Origin of the sequence: Pseudomonas sp. B21-019 (genome assembly GCF_024749225.1) — a bacterium.
Lineage (GTDB): Bacteria > Pseudomonadota > Gammaproteobacteria > Pseudomonadales > Pseudomonadaceae > Aquipseudomonas.
In genome coordinates, this window is record NZ_CP087193.1 from 747,418 (window position 1) to 772,818 (window position 25,401).

General features: G+C 60.8%; 25 protein-coding genes. 9 read left to right on the forward strand and 16 right to left on the reverse strand.

Going from position 1 to position 25,401, the window contains the following annotated elements; all coding sequences use genetic code 11:
- Positions 1 to 10: 10 nt before the first annotated feature.
- A complete protein-coding gene (locus LOY36_RS03245) occupies positions 11 to 1,228 on the forward strand; it encodes an MFS transporter (protein ID WP_258672280.1) in 1,218 nt (405 codons plus the stop codon).
- Here LOY36_RS03245 and cueR read toward each other — a convergent pair.
- The 3 genes from cueR to LOY36_RS03260 all read right to left on the reverse strand — a co-directional run bounded on the left by cueR (position 1,182) and on the right by LOY36_RS03260 (position 4,463).
- Positions 1,182 to 1,595, reverse strand: coding sequence for a Cu(I)-responsive transcriptional regulator (cueR, locus tag LOY36_RS03250; RefSeq protein WP_007940146.1), 414 nt, complete (start codon positions 1,593 to 1,595; stop codon positions 1,182 to 1,184). The genes LOY36_RS03245 and cueR overlap by 47 nt on opposite strands.
- Positions 1,592 to 3,985 carry a heavy metal translocating P-type ATPase gene (locus LOY36_RS03255; RefSeq protein WP_258672281.1) on the reverse strand — a complete coding sequence of 798 codons (2,394 nt, stop codon included), beginning with the start codon at positions 3,983 to 3,985 and terminating at the stop codon, positions 1,592 to 1,594. Before LOY36_RS03255 ends, cueR begins: the two co-directional genes overlap by 4 nt.
- A gap of 94 nt (positions 3,986 to 4,079) precedes the next feature.
- On the reverse strand, positions 4,080 to 4,463 hold the full coding sequence (locus LOY36_RS03260; RefSeq protein ID WP_018928385.1) for a hypothetical protein: 384 nt from the start codon (positions 4,461 to 4,463) through the stop codon (positions 4,080 to 4,082).
- A gap of 174 nt (positions 4,464 to 4,637) precedes the next feature.
- On the opposite strand from LOY36_RS03260, the gene LOY36_RS03265 reads away from it, so the two are divergent.
- The gene (locus LOY36_RS03265) at positions 4,638 to 4,835 is read left to right on the forward strand and encodes a heavy-metal-associated domain-containing protein (protein ID WP_096481214.1); all 198 of its coding nucleotides are present in this window, start codon (positions 4,638 to 4,640) and stop codon (positions 4,833 to 4,835) included.
- A 124-nt stretch (positions 4,836 to 4,959) separates the two neighbouring features.
- Entirely contained in the window at positions 4,960 to 6,156 is a 1,197-nt protein-coding gene (locus LOY36_RS03270) for a multidrug effflux MFS transporter (RefSeq protein WP_258672283.1), read from the forward strand.
- 8 nt (positions 6,157 to 6,164) lie between these two features.
- On the opposite strand, the gene LOY36_RS03275 is transcribed toward LOY36_RS03270, so the two are convergent.
- Both LOY36_RS03275 and LOY36_RS03280 read right to left on the reverse strand, forming a co-directional pair.
- Positions 6,165 to 6,335: a hypothetical protein gene (locus LOY36_RS03275; protein ID WP_018928382.1), complete on the reverse strand. Its 171-nt coding sequence runs from the start codon at positions 6,333 to 6,335 to the stop codon at positions 6,165 to 6,167.
- Between the two features lie 163 nt (positions 6,336 to 6,498).
- Positions 6,499 to 7,512 (reverse strand): zinc-binding alcohol dehydrogenase family protein, encoded by a 1,014-nt coding sequence (locus tag LOY36_RS03280; protein ID WP_258672285.1) that lies wholly within the window; start codon positions 7,510 to 7,512, stop codon positions 6,499 to 6,501.
- Between the two features lie 119 nt (positions 7,513 to 7,631).
- On the opposite strand from LOY36_RS03280, the gene LOY36_RS03285 reads away from it, so the two are divergent.
- From LOY36_RS03285 to LOY36_RS03295, 3 genes are all read left to right on the forward strand, one after another.
- Entirely contained in the window at positions 7,632 to 8,561 is a 930-nt protein-coding gene (locus LOY36_RS03285) for a LysR family transcriptional regulator (RefSeq protein ID WP_019651868.1), read from the forward strand.
- A 316-nt stretch (positions 8,562 to 8,877) separates the two neighbouring features.
- Positions 8,878 to 9,612: a helix-turn-helix transcriptional regulator gene (locus tag LOY36_RS03290; protein WP_258672288.1), complete on the forward strand. Its 735-nt coding sequence runs from the start codon at positions 8,878 to 8,880 to the stop codon at positions 9,610 to 9,612.
- A gap of 136 nt (positions 9,613 to 9,748) precedes the next feature.
- Positions 9,749 to 11,131, forward strand: coding sequence for an MFS transporter (locus LOY36_RS03295; RefSeq protein WP_258672290.1), 1,383 nt, complete (start codon positions 9,749 to 9,751; stop codon positions 11,129 to 11,131).
- Positions 11,132 to 11,186: 55 nt separating this feature from the next.
- On the opposite strand, the gene LOY36_RS03300 is transcribed toward LOY36_RS03295, so the two are convergent.
- The 5 genes from LOY36_RS03300 to LOY36_RS03320 form a co-directional block, all read right to left on the reverse strand.
- Entirely contained in the window at positions 11,187 to 12,140 is a 954-nt protein-coding gene (locus LOY36_RS03300) for an adenosine deaminase (protein WP_007940157.1), read from the reverse strand.
- 81 nt (positions 12,141 to 12,221) lie between these two features.
- Positions 12,222 to 13,187, reverse strand: coding sequence for a 2-oxoglutarate and iron-dependent oxygenase domain-containing protein (locus tag LOY36_RS03305; protein ID WP_258672291.1), 966 nt, complete (start codon positions 13,185 to 13,187; stop codon positions 12,222 to 12,224).
- Between the two features lie 136 nt (positions 13,188 to 13,323).
- Entirely contained in the window at positions 13,324 to 14,406 is a 1,083-nt protein-coding gene (locus LOY36_RS03310) for a BMP family ABC transporter substrate-binding protein (protein WP_258672292.1), read from the reverse strand.
- A 235-nt stretch (positions 14,407 to 14,641) separates the two neighbouring features.
- On the reverse strand, positions 14,642 to 16,000 hold the full coding sequence (locus LOY36_RS03315; RefSeq protein WP_258672294.1) for an 8-oxoguanine deaminase: 1,359 nt from the start codon (positions 15,998 to 16,000) through the stop codon (positions 14,642 to 14,644).
- 191 nt (positions 16,001 to 16,191) lie between these two features.
- A complete protein-coding gene (locus LOY36_RS03320) occupies positions 16,192 to 16,878 on the reverse strand; it encodes an SDR family oxidoreductase (protein WP_258672295.1) in 687 nt (228 codons plus the stop codon).
- A gap of 92 nt (positions 16,879 to 16,970) precedes the next feature.
- On the opposite strand from LOY36_RS03320, the gene LOY36_RS03325 reads away from it, so the two are divergent.
- A complete protein-coding gene (locus LOY36_RS03325; protein ID WP_258672296.1) occupies positions 16,971 to 17,384 on the forward strand; it encodes a hypothetical protein in 414 nt (137 codons plus the stop codon).
- Here the strand turns inward: LOY36_RS03325 and LOY36_RS03330 are convergent.
- From LOY36_RS03330 to LOY36_RS03340, 3 genes are read right to left on the reverse strand one after another with little or no spacing between them, the layout of a single operon-like run.
- A complete protein-coding gene (locus tag LOY36_RS03330) occupies positions 17,381 to 18,307 on the reverse strand; it encodes an ABC transporter permease (protein ID WP_258672297.1) in 927 nt (308 codons plus the stop codon). The genes LOY36_RS03325 and LOY36_RS03330 overlap by 4 nt on opposite strands.
- Positions 18,307 to 19,413, reverse strand: a complete 1,107-nt coding sequence (locus LOY36_RS03335) for an ABC transporter permease (protein WP_105340358.1) — start codon at positions 19,411 to 19,413, stop codon at positions 18,307 to 18,309. The genes LOY36_RS03330 and LOY36_RS03335 overlap by 1 nt, the downstream gene beginning before the upstream one ends.
- Positions 19,414 to 19,424: 11 nt before the next feature.
- Positions 19,425 to 20,990, reverse strand: coding sequence for an ABC transporter ATP-binding protein (locus tag LOY36_RS03340; RefSeq protein WP_258672298.1), 1,566 nt, complete (start codon positions 20,988 to 20,990; stop codon positions 19,425 to 19,427).
- Positions 20,991 to 21,020: 30 nt separating this feature from the next.
- Between LOY36_RS03340 and LOY36_RS03345 the strand changes: the two genes are divergently transcribed.
- A complete protein-coding gene (locus LOY36_RS03345) occupies positions 21,021 to 21,197 on the forward strand; it encodes a hypothetical protein (protein ID WP_258672299.1) in 177 nt (58 codons plus the stop codon).
- Between the two features lie 418 nt (positions 21,198 to 21,615).
- On the opposite strand, the gene LOY36_RS03350 is transcribed toward LOY36_RS03345, so the two are convergent.
- From LOY36_RS03350 to LOY36_RS03360, 3 genes are all read right to left on the reverse strand, one after another.
- The gene (locus tag LOY36_RS03350) at positions 21,616 to 22,197 is read right to left on the reverse strand and encodes a YigZ family protein (RefSeq protein WP_258672300.1); all 582 of its coding nucleotides are present in this window, start codon (positions 22,195 to 22,197) and stop codon (positions 21,616 to 21,618) included.
- Between the two features lie 7 nt (positions 22,198 to 22,204).
- Complete coding sequence (locus LOY36_RS03355) at positions 22,205 to 22,855, reverse strand: TetR/AcrR family transcriptional regulator (RefSeq protein ID WP_007940169.1); 651 nt, start codon at positions 22,853 to 22,855, stop codon at positions 22,205 to 22,207.
- A gap of 110 nt (positions 22,856 to 22,965) precedes the next feature.
- The gene (locus LOY36_RS03360; RefSeq protein WP_007940170.1) at positions 22,966 to 23,886 is read right to left on the reverse strand and encodes a LysR family transcriptional regulator; all 921 of its coding nucleotides are present in this window, start codon (positions 23,884 to 23,886) and stop codon (positions 22,966 to 22,968) included.
- Positions 23,887 to 24,026: 140 nt separating this feature from the next.
- Here LOY36_RS03360 and LOY36_RS03365 point away from each other — a divergent pair, with 140 nt between their 5' ends.
- A complete protein-coding gene (locus LOY36_RS03365) occupies positions 24,027 to 25,376 on the forward strand; it encodes an aspartate aminotransferase family protein (RefSeq protein ID WP_018928366.1) in 1,350 nt (449 codons plus the stop codon).
- The last annotated feature ends 25 nt before the right edge of the window (positions 25,377 to 25,401 follow it).

Consider the following 25,401-nt stretch of genomic DNA (forward strand, 5'->3'; position numbering starts at 1 on the left):
AGGACTGAATGTGAACTCCATCCGCAATGCTCAGTTGATCGTCGCCGCCCGGCTGATTTCGGACTTCGGCGCTTTCCTCAACATGGTCGCCCTGGCTACCTACGTCTACCTGCTCAGCAATAACGCCATGAGCGTCGGCATCTTCCTCGCCAGCCGTGTCGCCGGGGGGATCCTGGCCAGCCTGATCGGTACCCGGTTCTATCGCCGCTGGGCCGGGCGCCTGCCGCTGATTGCCTTCGATCTGCTGCGTGCCGGTTTGCTGGGGCTGCTGCTGGTGCTGCCGGTCAGCCAACAAGCGTTGCTATTGCCGCTGATCGCGTTTGGCCTGGGGTTTGGTAATTCGATGTTCGCCATCGGCCTCAACAGCCAATTGCCGCACCTGATCGAAGAGGCGCAATTACTCAAGACCAACGCCTGGATAACTTCGGCGTCGTCTGCGGCGATGGTCAGCGGGAGTCTGGTGGCTGGGTTGTTGGTGGCGGGATTTGGCTTTGAAACGGTATTTGCATTGAACGTGGTCACGTACCTGCTGGCTGCGCTGCTGATTGTGCCACTGCGGTTTTGCGGACCGGCCCCCAGCTGTGATGAACCTCTTCACAAACAGGGCGAATGGCAGGCCTTGCGCCAGGGTTTGCGCACGGCGCCGGTACTGGCGGCGATGTTGGCCGTCGCCATGGCCGACACCTTGGGCAGCGCCGCGCACAACGTCGGTCTTCCGATCATTTCAAAACTGCTCACACCCGAGTCGGCCAGCACCACCCTGGGCCTGATGCTGGCGGTGTGGGCCTGCGGCAAGTTCATCGGTGCGCGAATCGCCAGTCGCCTGAAAGGCACGGACAACGCGCACCTTGAGCGGCGATTTTTCTTTGGCGTGTTGCTGATGTCCTGCGGATTCATCCTGACGTTTCAGCAGCAGACCCTGTACGGTTTGCTGCTGTTTTCGTTGCCCGCCGGGATAGGCGACGGGTTCTCGGAGGTTGGCCTGATGTCGCGCCTGCAACGTGAACCGGACAGCCTGCGCCTGCCGATTTTCAGTTTTCTGACGCTGCTGCAAATGACCGGGTTCGGCGTCGGCATGTTGATCGCCGCGCCGTTCTATTCCTGGTGGACACCCGGCGCGGTGGTGCTGTTGTTCCACGGCATTCCCCTCACCCTGTTGCTGGTGGTGAAGGGGTTGGCGCTCAAGAATGAGCGGGTTCGACGCAGCAACCCGAGGCCAGCTCCTTGAGAATCGGGCAGTCCGGGCGGTGGTCGCCGTGGCAGTGTTCTACGAGGTCTTGCAGGGTGTCGCGCAACTGACCAAGTTCGCGGATCTTCTGGTTCAGCTCATCGATGTGTTGACGGGCCAAGGCCTTCACATCGGCACTGGCGCGCTGGCGATCCTGCCAGAGGGTCAGTAGTTTGCCGACTTCTTCCAGTGAAAAACCCAAGTCCCGAGAGCGCTTGATGAACGCCAGGGTGTGCAGGTCGTCGTCGCCATAGACCCGGTAGCCACTGTCGGTGCGATGGGCCGCCTTGAGCAGGCCGATGGATTCGTAATAGCGGATCATCTTCGCGCTCAGACCGCTCTGGCGGGCCGCTTGGCCAATGTTCATCGATCGTCCTCCGGGTCTTTGGGTTTCCAGGTTTTCAACAGTAACGCATTGCTGACCACGCTGACGCTCGACAGCGCCATGGCCGCGCCGGCCAGCACCGGGTTGAGGAAGCCGAATGCCGCCAGTGGCAGGCCGATCAGGTTATAGACGAAGGCCCAGAACAGGTTCTGGCGAATTTTCGCGTAGGTCTTGCGGCTGATCTCCAGCGCCGCCGGCACCAGCCGTGGGTCACCGCGCATCAGAGTGATGCCGGCAGCGTGCATGGCGACATCCGTGCCGCCGCCCATGGCAATGCCGATGTCAGCAGCAGCCAGGGCCGGGGCGTCGTTGATGCCGTCGCCGACCATCGCCACCACGCCGGTTTTTTTCAGCGCGGCGACGGTGGCGGCTTTGTCCGCTGGCAGTACTTCGGCGTGAACATCCTTGATGCCCAGCGCTTGGGCGACGACTTTGGCACTGCCGCGGTTATCGCCGGTCAGCAGGTGGCTGCTGATATTGCGGGCGCTTAGGCGTTGCACCGCTTGCAGGGCGCCGGGCTTGAGCGTGTCACCGAAGGCGAACAGGCCCAGCACCCGAGGTTCGGGGCTTTGTTCGATCAGCCAGGACAGCGTCCGGCCTTCGGTTTCCCAGGCGCTTGCGGAGTCGGTCAATGGCCCGGCATTCAAGCCACTTTCTTCCAGCAAACGCCGATTGCCCAGGGCCAATCGCCGACCATCGAGGCTGCCGGCAATGCCGCGCCCGGTCAGCGATTGACTGTCGCTGACATCGGCCACGGTCAAGCCGCGCTCGGCGCAGGCATCCAGCACCGCCTTGGCCAGCGGGTGCTCACTGCCGCGTTGCAGCGCTCCGGCCATTTGCAGCAAGGCGGCTTCGTCACCCTCGATGGCACTCAAATGCGCGATGCGCGGCGTGCCCGAGGTCAGTGTGCCGGTCTTGTCGAACACCACGGCGCTGACTTCGTGGGCGCGCTCCAGGGCTTCGGCGTCCTTGATCAGAATTCCGTGGTGCGCCGCCACACCGGTGCCTGCCATGATTGCGGTCGGAGTGGCCAACCCGAGCGCGCAAGGACAGGCGATCACCAACACTGCGACGGCGTTGATCAATGCGGTTTCCAGCGGCGCACCGTACAGCCACCAACCAACCAGGGTCGCCAGTGCAATCAGCAGCACCACGGGCACGAACACCTGGCTGACTTTATCCACCAGTTTCTGGATCGGCGCTTTCGCCGCCTGCGCGTCTTCGACCAGGCGGATGATCCGCGCCAGCACGGTTTCTGCGCCGAGCGCCAAGGTCCGCACCAGCAGCCGACCTTCACCGTTGATCGCACCGCCGGTGACCTTGTCGCCCGGTTGTTTTGGCACCGGCAGGCTTTCGCCGCTGATCAACGCTTCATCGGCGTGGCTCTGGCCTTCCACCACTTCGCCATCCACCGGGAAGCGCTCGCCGGGTTTGACCATGACCAGATCGTTGAGGCGCAAGGCACTGATCGCAACCTCCTGCTCGCGGCCGTCGATCACTTGAATGGCTCGCTCCGGACGCAAGGCTTCGAGGGCGCGGATGGCGCTGGCGGTCTGGCGCTTGGCGCGGCTTTCCAGGTATTTGCCCAGCAACACCAAGGCAATCACCACCGCCGAGGCTTCGAAATACAGGTGCGGCATGCGACCGGCAGCGGTGGCCCACTCGTAAACGCTCAAGCCGTAGCCGGCGCTGGTGCCCAGAGCCACCAGCAAATCCATGTTGCCGGCACCAGCGCGCACGGCTTTCCACGCAGCGACATAGAAGCGGGCGCCGAAGACGAATTGCACCGGCGTTGCCAGCGCGAACTGCACCCACGCCGGGAGCATCCAGTGCACACCGAAAGGTTGCAGCAGCATCGGCAGCACCAGCGGCAAGGCGAGGGCGATGGCCGCCAGCAAGGCCCAGCGTTCACGGTTCAGGCGTTGTTGCTGATTGTCGGTTTGCGGGTGTTCGACTTCCCAGACGCGGGCGGAATAACCGGCCCTGGTCACGGCGCCGATCAAGGTTTGCGGATCGACCTGGCCAAGCAGTTCGAGGTGCGCCCGTTCGTTGGCCAGGTTGACGCTGACACTCTTCACCCCAGGCACCTTGGTCAATGCCCGTTCGACGCGGCCGGCGCAAGACGCACAGGTCATGCCGTCGATACTCAATTCGAGGGTCTGCTGTGGAACGCTGTAACCAGCCCGCTGCACGGCGTCCATCAAGGCCGGCAGGCTGTCACTGGGCGCTTGCACCCGAGCCTGTTCGGTGGCCAGGTTGACGCTGACGGCCGTGGCGCCGATGACTTTGCTCAAGGCACGCTCGACACGCCCGGCGCAACTGGCGCAGGTCATGCCGGCAATCGGCAGATCGAAAGTGGTGGATTCGGACATCGGTCACGCTCCCTGTAGAAATTACCTACAGGATCAACCTTGCCATGCTGGCAAGGTCAAGTGCCATGTCTCAGATCAAAAGATTGCAGACGACTCAGTACTCCAAAGCCGCAGGCTTGAGGTACATCCCTTCCTGCGTCATCGCAATCCGGAACTTCAACACATCCCCAGCCTTGAGTTTGATGTCCTGCGAGCCCGGCGCGAGCATGCCCGGGTTGCAGCCCGGCGCCTGGCCCGGCAGCAGTTTGAGGCGCAGGGACACATTGCCCGGCGGCAGGTTGAACGAGGTGCTCTGTTCCTGGAACAGCCGCCCGGCCAACTGATCCTGGATGTACACGCCGATCTCGCAGGAAGTCGATACTTCCAGGCGCTCGCGGGAAATGATCAGCACGCCGTAGTCCTCCCCGGCGGCTTGAACCGAAGGTGTCGCGGCAAAGAGGCTGAGGAAGCCAAACAGGCTGAGAGCTGACCAGCGCATGGCTGAATCTCCTGATGTCGAGTCATTGATGGGCGCAGCTTGGCCGAGCGCGACGCCGATTGCCAGCCCGGCAGCTTGTTTCAGAACTTGACCTTGCCATGGTGGCAAGCTCGAGACTGCGCGCAACCCTCATATAAGGGCTTCATGAAAGGGCTTCATTAAAGGAGATGTCCCATGCAAGTGTTCAACGTTGAAGGTATGTCCTGCGGTCACTGCGTCAAGGCCATTACTGAGGCGCTGCAAGCCAAGGATCCGGCAGCCAGTGTGCGCATCGATCTGGCGGCAAAAGAAGTCGGCGTAGAAAGTGCGCTAACAGCCGATCAGGTGATCGCCGCCATCACTGAAGAGGGTTACGGGGTAAAACTGGTCTGAGCTATTTTTAATAAAGCTATTTTTAATAGTTAGCGACCTAACGGAATGTTCAAGGCGTCCACGTCCGGCTAGACTGTCAGCCTGCCGATCCATGGCTAACCTGTCTGCCCAACCTGGACGCCTGATGAACCTGCGCACAATCCTGATTCTCGGCGCCTTGAGCGCTTTCGGTCCGCTGGCGATCGATTTCTACCTGCCGGCCTTCCCGGCGATGGCGCTCGCTTTCGGTACCGACGAAAAACACGTTCAACTGACCCTGGCGGCCTATTTTCTTGGGCTTTCCATCGGCCAACTGGCGTACGGCCCGGTGGCGGATCGCTTTGGGCGACGGCTTCCCTTGCTGACCGGCGTCGGCCTGTTCACCGTGGCCTCATTGGCCTGTGCTTACGCGCCGAGTCTGGAGTGGCTGATCGGCGCACGCTTCGTCCAGGCGCTGGGCGGTTGCGCGGGCATGGTGATCGCCCGGGCAGTGGTCAGCGACAAATGTGATGCGGTGGGTTCGGCGAAGGTCTTTTCGCAGTTGATGCTGGTGATGGGCCTGGCGCCGATTCTTGCGCCGATGCTGGGCGGGTTGTTGGTCAACACGTCGGGTTGGCAGTCGATCTTTCTCGCGCTGACCGGTTTCAGTGCATTGGCCGGGTTGGCGGTGGCCCTCGGGCTGCCGGAAAGTCTGCCGGCCCATGTGCCGCGCCAACCGTTGTCAGGTGCGCTGCGCCAGTACGGTCGATTGCTGGCGGACCCGATATTCCTCGGTCATGCCCTGACCGGTGGTGTCGCCATCGCCGGGATGTTTGCCTACATCGCGGGCTCGCCGTTCGTCTTCATCAAACTCTATGGTGTGCCGGCTGAGCATTTCGGCTGGCTGTTCGGGATCAACGCGGCGGGGTTCATTCTGGTGGCCCAGGTCAATGCCCGGTTGCTGGCGAGACGCGGTCCGGCCTTCTTGCTGGCGCGTACTGTCTGGCTCTACCTGGCGGGTGGCCTGGCCCTGTTGGCGGTCAGCTCGCTGCACACTGCGCACTTGTGGCCGTTGCTGATTCCGCTTTTTGTCTGCATCGCCAGCCTGGGTTGTATCGTGCCCAACGCCTCGGCCTGTGCGATGAGCGGGCAGGGCGCACGGGCGGGCAGTGCCTCGGCGATGCTCGGCTGCCTGCAATTCAGCGTCGCCGCCGGGGCCGCAGCGCTGGTGGGTGTTTTGCACGATGGCAGTGCCATGCCGATGGCCATGGTCATCAGCCTGTGCGCAATTGTGGTGGTGAGCGTGGCGATGCTCACCCGGCGTTTGCAGAATGCCCGGGCGTTGGAACAAGCCCAGGCCTGAGGACGGACTCAGCCAGCAGTGCGCTGCTGACGGCCGGGAATCTGATGGGGCGCGAGCAAGCGCGCTTCAAGCGTTTTAGTGAAGGCCAGGGCTTCGGCTTCACTGCGGAACGTCACAGCGTGTTGATCCAGGCGAACCTGCCAGCGGGATGTTGCCAATTCTTTTATCAGGATCTTCATTGCTGAGTTCCTCTTGTGAAAGACGTCTCGCAAAAGACATCACGTAAAAGATTGTTCGCAGAGTTTTCGATTGTAGACCTGAATACGATCGCAATTGTGACAACGATCAACTCTCTGACTGACGGCAAAAGATCGCTGGCGCAGCGATCTTTTGATCTTCGGGTCAGAACCCTTCAAGCACAATCTTGCCCTTGGACTTGCCGCTTTCCAGCAGTTCATGGGCGCGACGCAGGTTGGCGGCGTTGATGGTTCCGAAGTGCTCACCGACCGTGGTTTTCAGTGTGCCGGCATCGATCAGCCCGGCGACGCGGTTGAGCAGTTTGTGTTGCTCGATCATGTCGGCGGTTTCGAACAGCGAGCGGGTGTACATGAACTCCCAGTGCAGCGACAGGCTCTTGCGTTTGAGCTTGGTCACGTCCAGCGCCTTCGGATCATCGATCAGCGCCAGTTTGCCTTGCGGCGCCAATGCCTCCACCAATTGATCCAGGTGTTGGTCAGTCTGGGTCAGGCTGGCGACGTGGGTCACATGCTCGAACCCGGCACGTTTGAGTGCTTCACTCAGCGGCTGAGTGTGATCGATCACCTGATCGGCACCCAGGTCACGTACCCAACTCTGGGTTTGGGCACGGGACGCGGTGCCGATGACTTTCAACCCGGTGAGCTGGCTGGCAAATTGCGTGAGGATTGAACCAACGCCCCCGGCGGCACCGACGATCAGCAGGCTCTGACCCTCATCGGTTTTGCCTTCGCGTATTTGCAGGCGTTCGAACAACAGTTCCCACGCGGTTATGGCGGTCAGCGGCAGGGCGGCGGCTTCGGCGAAACCAAGGGTCTTGGGCATATGGCCGACGATGCGCTCATCCACCACATGCAGCTCGCTGTTGCCGCCGGCACGGACGATGGAGCCGGCGTAGAACACCTTGTCGCCGGCCTTGAACAAGGTCACTTCGCTGCCAACAGCCTTGACCACACCCGCCACGTCCCAGCCCAGCACTTTGGCCGCGCCACCTTCAGGCTGTACGTTCTGGCGAATCTTGGTGTCCACCGGGTTGACCGAAATGGCTTTGACCTCCACCAACAGGTCGCGCGGGCCGGCGACCGGTTCTGGCAGTTCGATATCTTGCAGGGATTTTTCGTCGCTGATCGGCAGGGAGGCGTAGTAGGCAATGGCTTTCATAGTGGGATCCTGGGAGAGAGAGGATTTCGATGGCACAGATGATTGGTTATTTCTCTGCAAGATAAAACCCGCTAAAAGAGCAGTCTCTTTCAACATTTTTTTGATAATCGGGGCTGAAGATGTTGCGTTTCGATGACTTGCAGTTGTTCGTTCGGGCGGCGGACCTGGGCAGTCTGTCGGCGGCGGCTCGGGGGATGGATATGTCGGCGGCGGTGGCCAGCGCGGCGTTGAAGCGCATCGAACAACAACTTGGCGCACGCTTGCTCACCCGCTCTACCCGTAGCCTGCGCCTGACGGCCGAAGGCGAGGGCTTTCTGGAGTACGCCCGGGCCGCCTTGAGCAATCTCGATGAGGGCCGCCGTTTGCTGGCCAGTGGGCAGGATCAGGTCAGTGGGATTTTGCAGCTGTCGGCGCCTTCGGATTTCGGGCGCAACCTGCTGTTGCCATGGCTCGACGAGTTTCAGCGCGAGCATCCGAAACTCACCGTACGGTTGCTGTTGGGCGACCGCATCGCCGACCTGTTCCGCCAACCGGTGGACATCGCCCTGCGTTACGGCGAGCCGGAAGACTCGAGCCTGGTGGCGTTGCCCATCGCGCCGCAGAACCGTCGCGTGCTGTGTGCTGCGCCGAGTTATCTGGCCCGACATGGCGAACCACGGCAGCTGGAGCAATTGGCGCAGCACAATTGCCTGCTGTTTATGCTCGGTAGCCGGGTCCACGATCACTGGAGTTTTCACGACGGCAAACGTGAGGTGAGCCTGACCGTCAGCGGCGATCGCTTCAGTGACGATGCCGATGTGGTGCGGCTGTGGGCCGTGGCGGGAGCGGGGATTGCGTATAAGTCCTGGCTCGATGTCGCCACCGATGTGCTCGCCGGTCGCTTGAAAGTGCTGATGCCTGAATTGCTCTGTGAGCGCGCACCGCTGAATTTACTGTGCGCCCATCGCGCACAATTGAGTAAGCCGGTGAACCTTTTGCGGGAAATGCTTGCCAGCCGATGCGCTCGGATAAGCAGTCAATTTCCGACGATATCGGGTGTCGATCATTAGTCGCAGGCAAATAGCGAAATTTCTGTCAGGAACTATCACCACCAATGGATTCCCGAGGGCAGGAACCGGCGGTTAACCCGCTTATACTAGCGCCCGCCTCATGTACGCGCCGTCGACCTCGCAATGGCGAGTCCACGTTCGAGTCGGTCAGACCCTACGGTCATCACCGGACCTTCGCTGCACCCGCGAAGCAATGGCCTGGGTGAGTGGGTGGCTTTGCCCGGCTTATGGCGGTTTACGCGTCTTGGCCGAAGACACATTACTGGTCATGATGACTCTGAGCAGTAGACGAAACGATTCAACAGGGAGTGAATACATGGAACTTGCACCTTGCATCAGCCAGATTGCCACGTTGCTGGCTGACCCAAAGCGCAGCGCAATGATGTGGGCCTTGATGGACGGCACGGCACGGCACACTGAGGAGCTGGCGTTGCTGGCGGGCCTGTCGCCGTCTTCGGCCAGTGCGCATCTGGGGCGCTTGTCCACCGGCGGTCTGTTGAAAGTCGAAACCCGTGGGCGCAAACGGTTTTTCCGGCTTGCCGCGCCCGAAGTCGGCGCCGCGATAGAAGCCTTGGCCAGCGCTACCCTGGCCAGCGCGCCTCGGGATATTCCAGAGGTGTTCAAGCGCACGAGCCCTATCGCCAAACCTCAGTCGGCGCCTTCGTCACTGCTACGGGCCAGGCTTTGTGACGACCATCTGGGCGGTACCCTGGCCGCCGATCTTTACCAGCGTCTGCTGGATGCCGGCTGGATCGAGCAGCTCGATCAGCGTGTCATGATCACTCACAAGGGTTCCACGCAATTGGCAGCACGCGGTGTGTTCATCCAGGCGCTGGCCCATCGCAACGGCAGAGTCGCCTGCGCGTGCCCGGACTGGAGCGAAAGACGCCCGCACATGGGGGGTTCCTTGGGAGCGGCCTTGTTGCAACTGTTCATGCAGTCCGGCTGGTTGAGCCTGCCCAGCGATTCGCGAGCCTTGCAGATCACGGCCACGGGGCAACGTGAAATCCATCGTTTCGCCAAGGAAACCGAGCTGGAAATGGCGCTTTAGAGCCATTGGGGGGCGATGTCCGGGATTCTGGGCTTCAGGCGTCGTTCAGAGCTGTGGGCAGGTCGTATCCAGCAATAACCCCCAGTCACTATCGCGCACACTCGATCCGGGGACTTTCGGATTGGGGGAATGTGGCATGGAAACACGAAGCTTCAGCGCGGCGGAACGACTGGAACGGCTGCCCATCAGTGGTTATCACCGCATCATTTTCATCATCATTGCCTTGGCGTTTTTCTTCGACTCCATGGACCTGGCGATGATGACCTTCCTGCTCGGCTCAATCAAAACCGAGTTCGGCCTGAGCACGGCGCAGGCCGGGTTGCTGGCCAGTTCGAGTTTCTTCGGCATGGTGGTGGGTGCCTCGCTGTCCGGCATGCTGGCCGACCGCTTCGGGCGCAAACCGGTGTTCCAGTGGAGCATTGTGTTGTGGGGCATCGCCAGCTATCTGTGCTCCACGGCGCAGAATGTCGAAACGCTGACATTGTTCCGAATCCTCTTGGGGATCGGCATGGGCATGGAGTTTCCAATTGCGCAGTCGATGCTGTCGGAGCTGATTCCGGCCAAGCGGCGTGGGCGTTACATCGCATTGATGGACGGCTTTTGGCCGCTCGGTTTCGTCGCGGCCGGGGTGCTGTCGTACTTCCTGTTGCCGGTGATTGGCTGGCGCGACATCTTTCTGGTGTTGGCGGTGCCGGCGGTGTTCGTCCTGGCGATTCGTTTTTTCATTCCCGAGTCGCCGCGCTGGCTGGAGCAGGCCGGGCATCATGATGCCGCGGACACGGTTTTACACCGCATCGAAGAACGGGTTCGGGCTTCATTGGGCCGTTCGGATCTGCCTGAGCCGATTCGCCTGCCACGGGTGGCGAGTCAACCGGGCAACTTCTTCTCCGCGCTGCGGGAAATCTGGTCGGTGCAGTATCGCCGGCGCACGATGATGATCTGGAGCGTGTGGTTCTTCGCCTTGCTGGGTTTCTATGGCCTGACGTCCTGGCTCAGTGCGCTGCTGCAACAGTCGGGTTTCGCCGTGACCCAGTCGGTGTATTACACGGTGCTGATTTCCCTCGGCGGGATTCCCGGGTTCCTCATGGCCGCCTGGCTGGTGGAGCGTTGGGGGCGCAAACCGGTGTGCGTCGTGACCTTGCTCGGCGGCGGGGTGATGGCGTTTCTTTATGGTCAGAGCGCGGTGTTCGGCGGCAACGTCAGCCTGTTGATCTCATCGGGACTGCTGATGCAGTTCTTCCTGTTCGGCATGTGGGCGGTGCTCTACACCTACACCCCGGAGTTGTACCCGACGTCGGCACGGGCTACGGGCTCGGGGTTCGCTTCGGCCATCGGCCGCGTGGGTTCGCTGCTCGGGCCATTGGTGACCGGGCTGGTGTTCCCGATGACGGGGCAGGGTGGGGTGTTTGCGCTGGGGGCGATGTGTTTTGCGATTGCGGCGGCAGTGGTGTGGATCTTCGGGATGGAGACCCGGGGCAAGACATTGGAAGAATTGAGCGAGCCGGTGATCATCAATTAATCACCCAACCTGTGGGAGCGGGCTGGCCCGCTCCCACAGGTTTATCGGGTGACCTTTAAGGTTTCACCAACCGCGCATCCAGGCTGTTCTGCGCCAGACGCTTGGCCTGATCCTGGGTCATGCCCAGATCGGTGTACAGCGCGTGGAAGTTCTCGGTGACGTAGCCGCCGAAGTACGCCGGGTCATCGGAGTTCACCGTAACCTTCACACCGCGCTCAAGCATCTCGAGAATGTTGTGCTGGGACATGTGATCGAACACGCAAAGCTTGGTGTTCGACAACGGGCACACCGTCAGCGGGATCTGCTCGTCGATGATCCGCTGCATCAAGCGCTCGTCTTCGATGGCGCGCACGCCGTGGTCGATGCGCTGGATTTTCAGCAGGTCGAGGGCTTCCCAGATGTACTCGGGCGGGCCTTCTTCACCGGCGTGGGCCACGGTCAGGAAGCCTTCGTGGCGGGCACGGTCAAACACGCGCTGGAACTTGCTCGGCGGGTGGCCCATTTCAGAGCTGTCCAGGCCCACGGCCACGAATGCATCACGGAACGGCAGCGCCTGGTCGAGGGTTTTCTGCGCTTCGTCTTCGCTCAAGTGGCGCAGGAAGCTGAGGATCAAACCGCTGGTGATCCCCAGTTGCTGTTCGCCATCTTTCAATGCGGCGGCGATGCCGTTGAGCACCACTTCGAACGGGATGCCACGGTCGGTGTGGGTTTGCGGGTCGAAGAACGGTTCGGTGTGAATCACGTTCTGTTCCTTGCAGCGCAACAGGTAGGCCCAGGTCAGGTCGTAGAAATCCTGGGAGGTGCGCAGCACATCGGCGCCCTGGTAATACAGGTCGAGAAACTCTTGCAGGTTGTTGAAGGCGTAGGCCTTGCGCAGGGTGTCGACGTCGCTCCACGGCAGGGCGATCTTGTTGCGTTCGGCCAGGGCGAACAGCAGCTCAGGCTCCAGCGAACCTTCCAGGTGCAAGTGCAATTCTGCCTTGGGCAGAGCGTTCAGCCAGTCGTACATTTTTGAAATCTCATCAAGTGCAATGGGGGCATTCTACAGATGCCCGCCGAAACAATGAGTAAAACCTGACCAGCCGGTTCATTACACGGCTTCCTGTTCCCGTCGATAAGCATAGGTGTCGGCGAAGCGCGAGAGCAGGAATTCGGCGCAGGTGGTGGCCGGATACTTCGCCGGATGCTGTTCGTCCTGGCAACCGGGCAGGCATTCGATGGGGGTGTCGGGATGTGGCTCGGCAAAGAACGGCATCGAGTACCGATCCACTCCCAGCGGGCTGATCACCCGATGTGGCGTCGACAGGTAACGGTCGTTGCTCCAGCGCGCCATCATGTCGCCGAGGTTGACCACGAACGTGCCCTCAATCGGCGGCGCATCGATCCATTCACCTTTTACGTTGCGCACTTGCAAGCCGCCGGCGGCATCCTGGTAGAGCAGGGTGATGCAGCCGTAATCGGTATGGGCGCCGGCGCCTTGCTGATCGCAGGAGCTGGCCGTGTGACGTGGCGGGTAATGAATCATCCGCAGCACGCTGACCGGCTCTTTGAAACGGCTATCGAAGAAGTCACGCTCGATACCCAATGCCAGGGTCATGGCTCGCAGCAGGGTTTGCGCGAGTGCTTGCATGTCGACGTAGTGTTGCTCCATCAGCGATTCCCAACCGGGCATCGACGGATGACGGTTGGGTCCGCGCAGGGGTTTGTCCGCCAGCACCTCGGGATGATCGGCGGGCAGGTGCAGGCCCATGTCGAAGGTTTCTTTCAGGTCGCTGGGTTTGCTCGGGTCGAGTTGTTCGGTGGCGATGGCGCCATAGCCGCGGTGGTGGCGGGTCTGGGTGATGTCGATCTTGAGTTTTTCGGCGGCGGGCAGGGAGAAGAAGCGTTGGGCATGGTCGAGCACGGCACCGATGCGCTCTGCCGAAATCGGGTGGCCTTTGATGTAGAAAAAGCCCCATTCGCGGCAGGCGTGGTCGATTTCTGTGGCGACCGATTGCCAGGCTAGAGCGTCATCGTTGTAGAGCGGGGCGATGTCGATGATCGGGAGTTGGTTCATTGACGGTTCCAGGCGAGGTTTTGTGCTGGGGCCAAAAGATCGCAGCCTCGCTTTGCTCGACAGCTCCTACAGGGGAATGCGAAATCCTGTAGGAGCTGCCGAAGGCTGCGATCCTGGCGGTCCCACTGACGGAAATTTACTTCGGCATCTCGGCCTTCATGCCTTCCACGTAGTAGTTCATCGACGCCAGTTGCGCATTGGTCGCGCTCACGCCCGCCGGGATTTTCTCCACGCCGGCCTGATCCTTGATCGGCCCGGTGAACGGATGCAACGCGCCGCTCTTGATGTCGGCAATGATCTGCTCGGCTTCGGTTTTCACTGCGGCCGGCACCAGGTCGCTGATTGGCAGCTCAACCGTGCCTTCCTGCAAACCGCCCCAGTAATCCTGGGGTTTCCATGCATGGTCGAGCACACTTTGGGTCGCCTGAATGTAGTGCGGGCCCCAGTCGTTGACGATAGACGTCAACACCGCTTTCGGCCCGAAGTGCGCCATGTCCGATGCATAGCCGACGGCATACACGCCACGCCGTTCTGCCGCCTGGATCGGCGCCGGGCTGTCGGTGTGCTGGAACACCACGTCCACGCCCTGATCGATCAGCGCATTGGCGGCGTCGGCTTCCTTGCCCGGATCGAACCAGGAATTGACCCACACCACTTTGATCTCGGTGCCCGGGTTGTACTTGTTCAGGGCCAGCTGGATGGCGTTGATGTCGCGGATCACTTCTGGAATCGGGAAGGAAGCGACGTAGCCGATTTTCTTGGTCTTGGTCATCTTCGCCGCAAGGAAACCGCCGACGTAGCGGCCCTCGTAAGTGCGTGCCAGGTAAGTGCCGAGGTTCTTGTCCTGCTTGTAGCCGGTGGCGTGTTCGAAGGTCACCTTGGGAAATTGCTTGGCAACTTTCAGGGTCGGGTTCATGTAGCCGAAAGACGTGGTGAAGATCAGGTCGTACTGGTCCTTGGCCATGTTGCGGATCACCCGCTCGGCATCGGCGCCTTCGGCGACGTTCTCCACGTAGTTGGTGGTGATCTGGTCGCCGAACTTCTCTGCCAGTGCCTTGCGTCCCTGTTCATGCTGATACGTCCAGCCGTGATCACCGATCGGGCCGATATAGACGAAGCCGACTTTCAGCGGGGCGGCAGCACTGGCGGTCAGGCTGGCGCTCAGACCGATGGCTGCGGCGACAGCGCAAAGCAGCTGCTTCAACGGACGTTTGTGCATGAACTGGAACTCCATTTTGTTGTGAGGTGTACCGGGTCAATGCAAATTACTGACCAACAGGACAACAAAATAAAAAGATCGCAGCCTTCGGCAGCTCACGCCCCTGTAGGCGCTGCCGAAGACTGCGATCTTTTGATGTTCAATCATCACCGGAGCCAACCCGGTGCAGAGGCTCCAACTCATGCCATCCGCTGGTGCGGACAGCTCACTCAAACTGTGGGAGCGGGGGAGTGTGTCAGGTGCCGGCGATCAACTGCCGAGCCGCTTGACTGTGATCGGCGATCAACCCTTTCAGATCCAGCCCCTCAACCTGCCCATCGATCACTCGCCACTTGCCGCCGATCATCACCCGGTCTGCCCGGTCCGCGCCGCACAGCAACAGCGCCGACACCGGATCATGGCTGCCGGAGAAGCGCAGTTCATCCAGTTTGAACAGCGCCAGATCCGCTTGCTTGCCCACCGCCAGTTCGCCGATGTCGCTGCGCCCGAGCAACTGCGCCGAACCCTTGGTGGCCCAGCCCAATACGCGTTCCGGGGTGATCTTCTCTGCGCCATAACGCAGGCGCTGGATGTACAGCGCCTGTCGGGTTTCGAGCATCATGTTCGAGGCATCGTTGGACGCTGAGCCGTCCACGCCCAGGCCCAGCAACGCGCCAGCGTCGGTCAACTCGATGGTTGGGCAAATCCCTGAAGCCAGGCGCATGTTCGAACTCGGGCAATGGCAAATACCGGTGCCGGCCGCGCCGAGGCGGGCGATTTCGTCGGGGTTGAAATGAATGCCGTGGGCCAGCCAGGTGCGTGGGCCGAGCCAGCCGACGCTGTCCAGATAATCCACGGTACGCAGGCCGAAGCGTTGCAGGCAGAAGTCTTCTTCGTCGAGGGTTTCGGCCAGGTGAGTGTGCAGGCGTACGTCGAGGGTGTTTGCCAGTTCGGCGCTGGCGGACATGATTTGCGGGGTGACTGAAAATGGCGAGCAGGGCGCCAAAGCGATCTGGATTTGCGCGCCGTCACCCCGTTCGTGGTACTCGGCAATCAAGCGTTGGCTGTCGGCGAGAATCACTTCGCCTTCCTGGACAGTCTGCTGCGGCGGCAGCCCCCCGTCTTTTTCACCAAGGCTCATTGAACCGCGAGTGAGCATGGCGCGCATGCCCAGTTCGCGGACACTCTCGACCTGCACGTCGATCGCATTTTCCAGGCCTTCAGGAAACAGGTAATGGTGATCGGCCGCGGTGGTGCAGCCGGACAACAGCAACTCGGCCAACGCGACTTTGGTGGCGAGGGCGAGTTTTTCCGGTGTGAGTCGCGCCCAGACCGGGTAGAGGGTTTTCAGCCACGGGAACAACGGCTGATTGACCACCGGCGCCCAGGCGCGGGTCAGGGTTTGATAGAAGTGGTGATGGGTGTTGATCAGCCCCGGCAAGATCACGTGTTCGCGGGCATCGAAGACTTGTCCACAGGGGGCGGACGGTTGCTGGCCGGCGCCGAGCACTTCGACGATCAAACCGTCTTGCAGCACCAGGCCGCCACGGGCATCGAGCGCGTTGGCCGTGAAAATGGCGAGGGGATTTTTTAACCAGGTACGGGTCGCAGGCATAGTGGCCGGCTCCTCTGAAAGTGGGGTTCAGGGTTGCCAGCTCAGTGTTGCCCTGTCTGCTGATCCAGGGTCGCCGCGGGGGGCGAGGTGCGGAGTTTCGAACAAAACCGTGTTACGGGCAAGCCTCACGCGACCAGACGATGCAAAAACCTGTGGGAGCCGGGCAAGCCAGCTCCCACAGGGAGGTAGTGTTACCAGGGAATGGTTTCACCCCGGTAGTTCACAAAATGATGCCCGCCTTTGCCAGCATACGCATTCACCTGATCGATCAACCCGCGGGTGCTGGTTTCCACATCGATGTCGGCACCTTCGCCACCCATGTCGGTCTTCACCCAGCCCGGGTGCAGCGACAGCACGGTGAGTTTCTGTTCGCCCAATTGCGTGACGAAGCTGTTGGTCATCGAGTTCAGCGCCGCTTTGCTGGCCTTGTACAGCGCCAGCTCCGGCGCGTCGGGCATGGTCACGCTGCCCAGCACCGAACTCATGAACGCCAGCACGCCACTGCCTTCACGAATCTGCGCGACGAAGCGCTGGGCCAGGTTGATCGGCGCCACGGCGTTGGTGAAGAACAGTTGACCGACTTCGGCCAGGGTTGCGCCACCCGGTGTCTGGACCTCCGGCCCCTTGACCCCGGCATTCACGAACAACAGGTCGAACACTTCGCCCTTGAGCTGTTGGCTGAGGGCGATGACCGCTTGCTGATCGTCCATGTCGAGTTTTTCGATCCGTACCTTGCCCAACGTCTGCAAGGCTTCGGCGCTCTGCGGGTTGCGCACGGTGGCGGTGACTTGCCAACCGTCGGCCAGCAGGGTTTTCACCAGCCCGAGGCCCAGGCCCCGGGAGGCGCCGATGATGAGTGCGGTTTTTGCCGTGGACATGAATGGCTTCCTTGATGTCTCGAGAGGGCTTGACCTTGGAGCATACTCCAGGCTTTAGCCTTGTTGCTCCCTGAATGTATGGAGCAATGCCAATGTGGACTTCAACGCAATATCGTCAACTGGTGCGTGGCAGCGCGTGGTACGACCTGATCGTCACGGCGGCATTTGCCACGCCGTGGAGTTTTACGGCGTTGCATGGCGTGCTGTTAAACCTGAGTCAGACTTTCAATCTGCCCGGCGAGCTACCGCCGTTCGAGCCGGTGCACATGTTGATGGCGAATCTGTTGGGCTCGATTGTGTGCGTATGGGCCGTGCTGCGGATTCGCGATCCGCAGCAGATGTTTGGGCGATATGACGCGGTGGGGAGGTTTCTGTTTTCGGCCTGGCAGGCTTATGCGCTGGCCCATGGGGCGAGTTCGCTATTGGCGATTTTCCTGTTCTTTGAATTGGCGTGGGGCGTGGCTCAGGTGTTGCCGGTTCGGACGCCTTCACGGGCCACCATTTAATGCCCCGCCCGCCACGGCTGCCCCAACGACACCGGCGCATACAATCGTGTGCGCACAGCATCCCGGGACAGCAGCACCAACACCACAATGGTCGCGACATACGGCAGCATTGCCAGCAAACTCGACGGGATCGCCAGCCCCAAGCCCTGCGCCACCAAATGCAGGATGCTGGCGAGACCGAACAGATACGCTCCAAGCAGCAACCGCCACACTCGCCAACTGGCAAACACCACCAGCGCCAGGGCAATCCAGCCGCGACCGGCGCTCATGTTCTCTGCCCACATCGGCGTGTAGGCCAAGGACAAATATGCCCCAGCCAACCCCGCCATCGCCCCGCCAAACAGCACCGCCAGCGTGCGTACGCGCAACACCGGCAAGCCCATCGCACTGGCAGCGTCCGGGCTTTCGCCGACCGCCTGAATAATCAACCCGACGCGACTTTTCACAATCACCCAGGCCACCAGCGCAAACAGGGCAAACGACAGATACACCAGCAGGTCCTGGGCAAACAGCATCCGCCCGATCAGCGGAATTTCACTCAGATAAGGAATCGCCAGCGGCTCGAAACCCGCCAACGGTTTGCCGACCCACGCAGCGCCAACGAAGGTCGACAGGCCCACGCCGAAGATCGTCAACGCCAACCCTGTCGCCACCTGGTTGGCGTTGAACACCAGCGCCACCAGGGCGAACAGCGACGACAACAGCATCCCGGCGAACATCGCCAGCAACACGCCGAGCCAGAGGTGGCCGCTGTTCAGGGCGACGATAAAACCGATCACCGCCCCAAACAGCATCATGCCTTCCTGCCCAAGATTGAGGACGCCGCTCTTCTCGCAGATCAACTCGCCCAACGCCACCAACAACAGCGGTGTGCCACAGCGAACCATGGCATAGAAAATATTGCTCAGCAGATCGATATCCATCACAAGGCTCCTGCTTGTACGGCGGTGGTCGAGGTGCGCCGTACCCAGCGCAGGTTCAAACGTGGTCGGTAGAGAATCAGCACGTCACTGGCCAGCAGGAAAAACAGCATCATCCCCTGGAACAATTGAGTGATGGCTTGCGGCAGGTTCATGCTCATCTGCGCGCTTTCGCCACCGATGTACAGCAGCGCCATCAACAGGCTGGAAAACAGAATGCCGATGGGATTCAACCGCCCGAGAAACGCCACGGTGATCGCCGCATAGCCATAACCCGGCGAAACCTGCGGCACCAGTTGGCCGATGGGCCCGGTGACTTCGCAAACCCCGGCCAGCCCCGCCAGGCCGCCACTGATCAGCAGCGCCAGCCAGATCAGCCGCTTCTCGCGAAAGCCGACGAAACCCGCCGCGCGCTTGTCCAGCCCGAGCACTTTGATCTGGAAACCGACAAAGCTCTTTTGCAACAACACCCATACCGCGACCAGCGCGAGCAAGGCGAAATACACGCCCGCATGAACCCGACCGTCCTCCATCAACAACGGCAAACGACTGGCATCGCCAAACATCGCCGACTCCGGAAAGTTGAACCCGGCCGGGTCCTTCAGCGGTCCGTGGACACAGAACAGCAGCAGGTTCAAAGCGATGTAATTGAGCATGATGCTGGTCAGGATTTCATTGGCGTTGAAGCGTGTGCGCAACCATGCGGTCAGCCCGGCCCACGCGGCACCGGCCAGGGTCCCGGTGAGCAGGATCAACACCAGCGCCCAACGGCTTTGCAGGCCGATGATGTTCACCGCCAACGCACTGCCGGCCAAGGCGCCGAGCAGCAACTGACCTTCGGCGCCGATGTTCCAGATCCTTGCCTGATACGCCACTGCCAGGCCCAATGCACAGAGCAGAATCGGCAACGCTTTGACCAACAGTTCGGAGACGCCATACAGGTCGCTGATCGGTGCAATCAACAGGGTGTGCAAGGTCAGCAATGGGTCGTGGCCCAGCGCAATAAACAACAATGAGCCACAGCCCAGGGTCAACACAGCCGCCAGCAACGGCGAGCACCACAACATCAGGCGCGATTGCTGGCCACGGGGTTCTAGAGAAAGCAGCATGTGAAACTCCGTTAAAGCGTTACGGGTGCAGGTGATTGAGGTGCATCGAACTGGCCGGCCATCCAGCCACCGACATCGATCAGGCGGGTGTCGACGGTGGCTTGCAGTGCCGACAGCCGGCCGCCGCACAGGGCGCCGAGGCGATCGCTGATCTGGAACAGTTCGTCGAGGTCTTCGGAGATCACCAGGATCGCCGCGCCAGCGTCGCGCAAGGCAATCAGCGCTCGGTGAATGGTCGCGGCGGCGCCGACATCCACGCCCCAGGTCGGGTGCGCGGCCACCAACAGCCGGGGTTGCTGAAGGATTTCCCGGCCGAGGATGAATTTCTGCAAGTTGCCGCCGGACAGGCTGCGAGCCGGTGCCTGGGCATCGGGTGTCTTGACCCCGAAGCGGCGGATGATCTCTTCGGCCAGTGCCTCGACCTTGCCGCGCTGGATCAGCCCGTTGCTGACCAGCCCCTGTTGAAAGGCGGTGAGCAGGGCGTTATCCGCCAGACTCAGTTCCGGCACTGCGCCATGGCCCAGACGCTCGGCGGGGACGAAGGCCAGGCCCAATTTGCGTCGTGCATCCGGTCTCAGGTGCGCTACCGGTTGCCCGCCGAAACTGATCTTCGCCCCGTCATTTTCCGGAAGTTGTTCTTCCCCACTCAGCAAGGCCAGCAACTCATCCTGGCCATTGCCGGCCACCCCGGCGACACCGACGATTTCGCCGCTGCGAACCTCGAGATCAATGTCCTTGAGCGAGCAGCCGAACGGGTCCGGGTTGTGCCAGGACAATCCAGTCACGTTCAGAAACGCGTCAGCCCCCCTGACCTTCGGATAGTCAGTAATCAGCTCAGCGGCTTCACCGACCATCAACTGCGCCAGTTGCCGGTCCGAACACTCGGCCGGCACGCAATGCCCGGCCACTCGTCCGCCGCGCAACACCGTGGCGCTGTGGCACAGCGCGCGCACTTCGCCGAGCTTGTGGCTGATGAACAGAATGCTGCAGCCCTCGGCGGCCAGTCGACGCAACGTGATGAACAATTCGTCGGCCTCTTGCGGGGTCAGTACCGACGTCGGTTCATCGAGAATCAGCAGGCGGATGTCCTGCATCAGGCAGCGAATGATTTCCACCCGCTGACGCTCGCCGATGGACAGACTGTGGACCAGTCGCTCCGGTTCCAGGGCCATGCCATAGCGTTGGGACACCTCGCGAATTTTCGGTTCAAGCTGCTTCGGCGTACCGGCCGCAGCGCCCATCGCCAAGGCGATGTTCTGCGCCACGCTCAGGGTTTCGAACAGCGAAAAATGCTGGAACACCATGCCGATCCCGAGGCCGCGGGCCTGGGCCGGATTGCGCATGCTCACGCGCTGGCCCTGCCAGATCATCTCCCCTGAGTCTGCGTGTGTGACGCCGTAGATGATCTTCATCAGGGTACTTTTGCCCGCACCGTTTTCGCCGAGCAGGGCGTGGATTTCACCGGGCGCAATGCTCAAGTCGATGGCATCGTTGGCCAGGCAACCGGGGTAACGTTTGCTGATTCTGCGCAATTGCAGGCGGGGTGTTTGATCGGGGGGAGGCGTAGGGTTGGACATGACAGGCTCGGGTCGCAAAAAGATATGCCTGTGGATAAAGCAATTTCCTGGCCATTGAGTCAGGAAATCAACAAAAGCCTGTTGGCACAGGCGTTGCGGACGCTGCCTCGACCTATTCCAACTCCTGGAGAGGCACCACTTGAGGGCAAGGTTTTTGATCAGGCTCCGGTTTTGCGCGCGATCAATTGGTCAAAAAACGAGCAATAGGCTGCAGGCATTGTCAGGCATGGGGCTGCGCCAGCCATGAACGGGTTATCCACAGCTTGTTCCACAGTATCTGTGCGCAAGCCGAGCGCATAGGCATAAGCACTGAGGGGCTTTCTTCTAATGGCGATAAACCACTCTAACTGATTGTTTTTACATGGAATAAACGTCGCGGATGGCGAGTTGGACGAAAAATGAGCAAAGCCCGCAAAGCCGCATGACAGAAGGGTTACAGCAGAATGTGCTCAGGTTATCCACAGCCGGGTGCACAGCAGATGTGGGCAAGTGTCGAGAGCAAAGAAAATCCGGGTGCCCCAAAAGATCGCAGCCTTCGGCAGCTCCTACGAGATTTGCGTTTATCCGGTATTACGGGGGGACACGGTCGGCGTAGGAGCTGCCGAAGGCTGCGATCTTTTGATCTTCAACGCTGCAACAAAATACGCCCGCGACTCAAATCCGCCAGCTGCGTTTGCAGGGTATCGATCTGCCCGTCGCCAATCGCCAATTGCAGTTCCACACCATTGGCCGTGAAGGTTTCCTCCACCACCAAACCACCCAGCTCCGCCACCCGAAGTTTCACTAGCGCCAACTCGCCAAATGCACAGGCACAACGGACCGGCACCCGACTGATCAACTCGACTTTCGGTGCCCCTTGCAGGCATTTGTTGGCACTGCCGCCATACGCTCGGGCGAGGCCGCCGGTGCCCAGCTGGATGCCGCCATACCAGCGGATCACCACGACCGCGACCTGATCGCAATCCTGCGCTTCAATCGCCGCAAGGATCGGCCGGCCGGCGGTGCCTCCGGGTTCGCCATCGTCACTGCTGCGGTATTGATCGCCGAGCTTCCAGGCCCAGCAATTGTGCGAGGCGTTCAAATCACTGTGTTGCTCGATGAACGCCTGGGCATCGGCTGCGCTGGTGATTGGCGCGGCGAGGGCGATGAAGCGGCTTTTGCGAATCTCTTCGCGGTATTCGCAAAAACCGCTGAGGGTAAAAGGCATGGGTGTCTTAAATAGCCGGCGTCAGGCCGCAGCCTTTGAGAATGATGCGAATCAGGTTGCTGCCGGCGTCTTCCATGTCTTGCTTGGTCAACTTGGTGCGCCCGGTGACACGGCAGATCTGCGTGGCAAAGTCGGCGTAATGCTGGGTGCTGCCCCACAGCAGGAAAATCAGGTGCACCGGGTCGATCGGGTCCATTTTGCCGGCGTCGATCCACGCCTGGAACACCGCGGCCCGCCCCTGAAACCAGGTGCGGTAGTCCTGGTTGAAATGCTCAGTCAGGCAATCACCGCCGCTGATGACCTCCATCGCGAAGACTCGCGAAGCTTGTGGCTGGCGCCGGGAGAATTCCATTTTTGCGCGAATGTATCGCGTCAATGCTTCTGCCGGATCGTCCTCGACGGTCAGGGTATTGAAGGTGCTGTCCCACAACTCGAGGATGTTACTCAGCACTGCCACGTACAAACCGAGTTTGTTGGTGAAGTAGTAATGCAGATTCGCTTTGGGCAACCCGGCTTTCTGCGCAATGGTGTTCATGCTGGTGCCTTTGAACCCGTGACGGGCGAACTCGTCTTCGGCGGCTTTGATGATGGTCTCTTCGTTCTTCTGACGAATGCGGCTGGCGGGTTTGCCGCCGTGGGCTGGGACTTCAAAGGTCATAGGCACTTCCGAACAGGTAGATGGGTGCAACCAGATGCGTTGATAACGCACCCACGGGCCTCAGACAAGTCCTATGGCGATAAAACCTTGGGCACCGCTCCCGCAAGCTTTCAGCGAGTCGCCGCCAGACTTTCCAAAAAACTCTCCAGAACCAGATGCGGGCGACGGCCCTTGCGTGTAACCGATGCCAGGCTCAGGTCATAAAAACGTGCCTTGGGTTTCAGTGCACGCAAACGGCCTTGCTGCACCCAGAGGCTGGCGTAGTGATCCGGCAGGTAACCAATGTAGCGCCCGGTCAGGATCAGAAAGGCCATGCCCTCGCGATCCGACGCACTGGCGGTGCAATTGAGCGCCTGGTAATGGGCCTGAATCTCGGCGGGCAAACGGAAGGTCGGGGCGATGGCGTCCTGGCTGTTGAGGCGCTCATCGTCCAGTTGTTTGTCGTCGACATAGAACAGCGGATGGCCGACCGCGCAATACAGCAGCGAGCGTTCGCTGTAGAGCGGCTGATACTCCAGCCCCGACAACGCGCTGGCTTGCGGCACCACGCCAACATGCAAGCGACCGTCGAGCACGCCCTGTTCGACTTCATTGGGCGCGATCATGCGGATCTGGATCTGCACGTCGGGGCCGCGTTCCTTCAGTTGGGCCAGGGCGTGGGTGATGCGCATGTGGGGCAGGGTGACCAGGTTGTCGGTCAGGCCGATGGTTAATTCGCCGCGCAAGTGTTGGTGCAGGCCGTTGACCTCGGTGCGGAAACTTTCCAGCGCACTTAATAGCTGCAACGCAGATTGGTAGACCTCACGGCCTTCTTCGGTCAGGGAAAACCCCGCGCGACCTCGCTGGCACAGGCGCAGCCCCAGGCGTTGCTCCAGATCGCTCATTTGCTGGCTGATGGCCGAGCGACCGATACCCAGCACCGATTCCGCCGCGGAGAAGCCGCCACACTCCACCACGCTACGAAAAATCCGTAGCAGGCGGATATCAAAGTCACTGACTTGCGCCAGCGGATCGGGGCGACGGGTACTCATGCTTTATTTGCTCAAAGTTTAGTCTATGACTGACTGAAGGTTAGAAAAGTTGGATTTCACCGACTTTATCCCCGTGGCAATTTAGCTGCAAGAACGCTTTTGATCTCCACGCCGCTTATTTGCTCTGCGAGGTTTTGCCCATGAACGTGCCTGAAAACGCCCCGACTTCCCTGGCCAGCCAGCTCAAGCTTGACGCTCACTGGATGCCCTACACCGCGAACCGCAATTTCCAGCGTGACCCGCGCCTGATCGTGGCGGCCGAGGGCAGTTGGCTGACAGACGACAAGGGCCGCAAGGTCTACGATTCGCTCTCGGGCCTGTGGACCTGCGGCGCCGGGCACACCCGCAAGGAAATCCAGGAGGCGGTGGCCAAGCAATTGGGCACTCTCGATTACTCGCCGGGCTTCCAGTACGGTCACCCGCTGTCGTTCCAGTTGGCCGAGAAAATCACCGACCTGACCCCGGGCAATCTGAATCACGTGTTCTTCACCGATTCGGGTTCCGAATGTGCAGATACCGCGGTGAAAATGGTGCGTGCCTACTGGCGCCTGAAAGGCCAGGCGACCAAGACCAAGATGATCGGCCGCGCTCGTGGTTATCACGGCGTGAACATCGCCGGCACCAGCCTCGGCGGCGTGAATGGCAACCGCAAACTGTTCGGTCAGGCGATGATGGATGTCGATCATCTGCCGCACACCTTGTTGGCGAGCAATGCTTTCACTCGTGGCATGCCGGAGCAGGGTGGTATCGCGCTGGCGGATGAATTGCTCAAGTTGATCGAACTGCACGATGCCTCGAACATCGCAGCGGTATTCGTCGAGCCATTGGCCGGCTCCGCTGGCGTGCTGGTTCCGCCGCAGGGTTACCTCAAACGTCTGCGCGAGATCTGCGATCAGCACAACATCCTGCTGGTGTTCGACGAAGTGATCACCGGTTTCGGTCGTACCGGTTCGATGTTCGGTGCCGACAGCTTTGGTGTCACTCCGGACCTGATGTGTATTGCCAAGCAAGTCACCAACGGCGCGATCCCGATGGGCGCGGTGATTGCCAGCTCCGAGATCTACCAGACCTTCATGAACCAGGCGACGCCTGAGTACGCGGTGGAATTCCCGCACGGCTACACCTATTCCGCGCACCCGGTGGCTTGCGCCGCAGGCCTGGCGGCACTCGACCTGCTGCAAAAGGAAAACCTGGTGCAGAGCGTGGCCGAAGTCGCACCGCATTTCGAAAACGCACTGCACGGTGTGAAGGGCAGCAAGAACGTCATCGACATTCGCAACTACGGGTTGGCCGGTGCGATCCAGATTGCACCTCGCGACGGCGATGCCATCGTGCGTCCGTTCGAAGCTGGCATGGCGCTGTGGAAAGCCGGGTTCTACGTGCGCTTCGGCGGCGACACCCTGCAGTTCGGCCCAACCTTCAACAGCAAGCCGCAGGACCTTGATCGTCTGTTCGATGCAGTCGGCGAAGTGCTGAACAAGATCGACTGATTCCCTCTTCTATATAAAGGCGTCC

Bases quoted from the DNA above. Each gene is read 5' to 3' on its own strand.
- LOY36_RS03365 (WP_018928366.1), top strand. From the start codon at position 24,027: ATGAACGTGCCTGAAAACGCCCCGACTTCCCTGGCCAGCCAGCTCAAG.
- cueR (WP_007940146.1), bottom strand. From the start codon at position 1,595: ATGAACATTGGCCAAGCGGCCCGCCAGAGCGGTCTGAGCGCGAAGATG.
- LOY36_RS03305 (WP_258672291.1), bottom strand. From the start codon at position 13,187: ATGAACCAACTCCCGATCATCGACATCGCCCCGCTCTACAACGATGAC.
- LOY36_RS03320 (WP_258672295.1), bottom strand. From the start codon at position 16,878: ATGTCCACGGCAAAAACCGCACTCATCATCGGCGCCTCCCGGGGCCTG.
- LOY36_RS03255 (WP_258672281.1), bottom strand. From the start codon at position 3,985: ATGTCCGAATCCACCACTTTCGATCTGCCGATTGCCGGCATGACCTGC.
- LOY36_RS03315 (WP_258672294.1), bottom strand. From the start codon at position 16,000: ATGCCTGCGACCCGTACCTGGTTAAAAAATCCCCTCGCCATTTTCACG.
- LOY36_RS03325 (WP_258672296.1), top strand. From the start codon at position 16,971: ATGTGGACTTCAACGCAATATCGTCAACTGGTGCGTGGCAGCGCGTGG.
- LOY36_RS03290 (WP_258672288.1), top strand. From the start codon at position 8,878: ATGGAACTTGCACCTTGCATCAGCCAGATTGCCACGTTGCTGGCTGAC.
- LOY36_RS03260 (WP_018928385.1), bottom strand. From the start codon at position 4,463: ATGCGCTGGTCAGCTCTCAGCCTGTTTGGCTTCCTCAGCCTCTTTGCC.
- LOY36_RS03335 (WP_105340358.1), bottom strand. From the start codon at position 19,413: ATGCTGCTTTCTCTAGAACCCCGTGGCCAGCAATCGCGCCTGATGTTG.
- LOY36_RS03310 (WP_258672292.1), bottom strand. From the start codon at position 14,406: ATGCACAAACGTCCGTTGAAGCAGCTGCTTTGCGCTGTCGCCGCAGCC.
- LOY36_RS03355 (WP_007940169.1), bottom strand. From the start codon at position 22,855: ATGACCTTTGAAGTCCCAGCCCACGGCGGCAAACCCGCCAGCCGCATT.
- LOY36_RS03285 (WP_019651868.1), top strand. From the start codon at position 7,632: ATGTTGCGTTTCGATGACTTGCAGTTGTTCGTTCGGGCGGCGGACCTG.
- LOY36_RS03270 (WP_258672283.1), top strand. From the start codon at position 4,960: ATGAACCTGCGCACAATCCTGATTCTCGGCGCCTTGAGCGCTTTCGGT.
- LOY36_RS03300 (WP_007940157.1), bottom strand. From the start codon at position 12,140: ATGTACGACTGGCTGAACGCTCTGCCCAAGGCAGAATTGCACTTGCAC.
- LOY36_RS03360 (WP_007940170.1), bottom strand. From the start codon at position 23,886: ATGAGTACCCGTCGCCCCGATCCGCTGGCGCAAGTCAGTGACTTTGAT.
- LOY36_RS03275 (WP_018928382.1), bottom strand. From the start codon at position 6,335: ATGAAGATCCTGATAAAAGAATTGGCAACATCCCGCTGGCAGGTTCGC.
- LOY36_RS03265 (WP_096481214.1), top strand. From the start codon at position 4,638: ATGCAAGTGTTCAACGTTGAAGGTATGTCCTGCGGTCACTGCGTCAAG.
- LOY36_RS03295 (WP_258672290.1), top strand. From the start codon at position 9,749: ATGGAAACACGAAGCTTCAGCGCGGCGGAACGACTGGAACGGCTGCCC.
- LOY36_RS03340 (WP_258672298.1), bottom strand. From the start codon at position 20,990: ATGTCCAACCCTACGCCTCCCCCCGATCAAACACCCCGCCTGCAATTG.
- LOY36_RS03330 (WP_258672297.1), bottom strand. From the start codon at position 18,307: ATGGATATCGATCTGCTGAGCAATATTTTCTATGCCATGGTTCGCTGT.
- LOY36_RS03350 (WP_258672300.1), bottom strand. From the start codon at position 22,197: ATGCCTTTTACCCTCAGCGGTTTTTGCGAATACCGCGAAGAGATTCGC.
- LOY36_RS03280 (WP_258672285.1), bottom strand. From the start codon at position 7,512: ATGAAAGCCATTGCCTACTACGCCTCCCTGCCGATCAGCGACGAAAAA.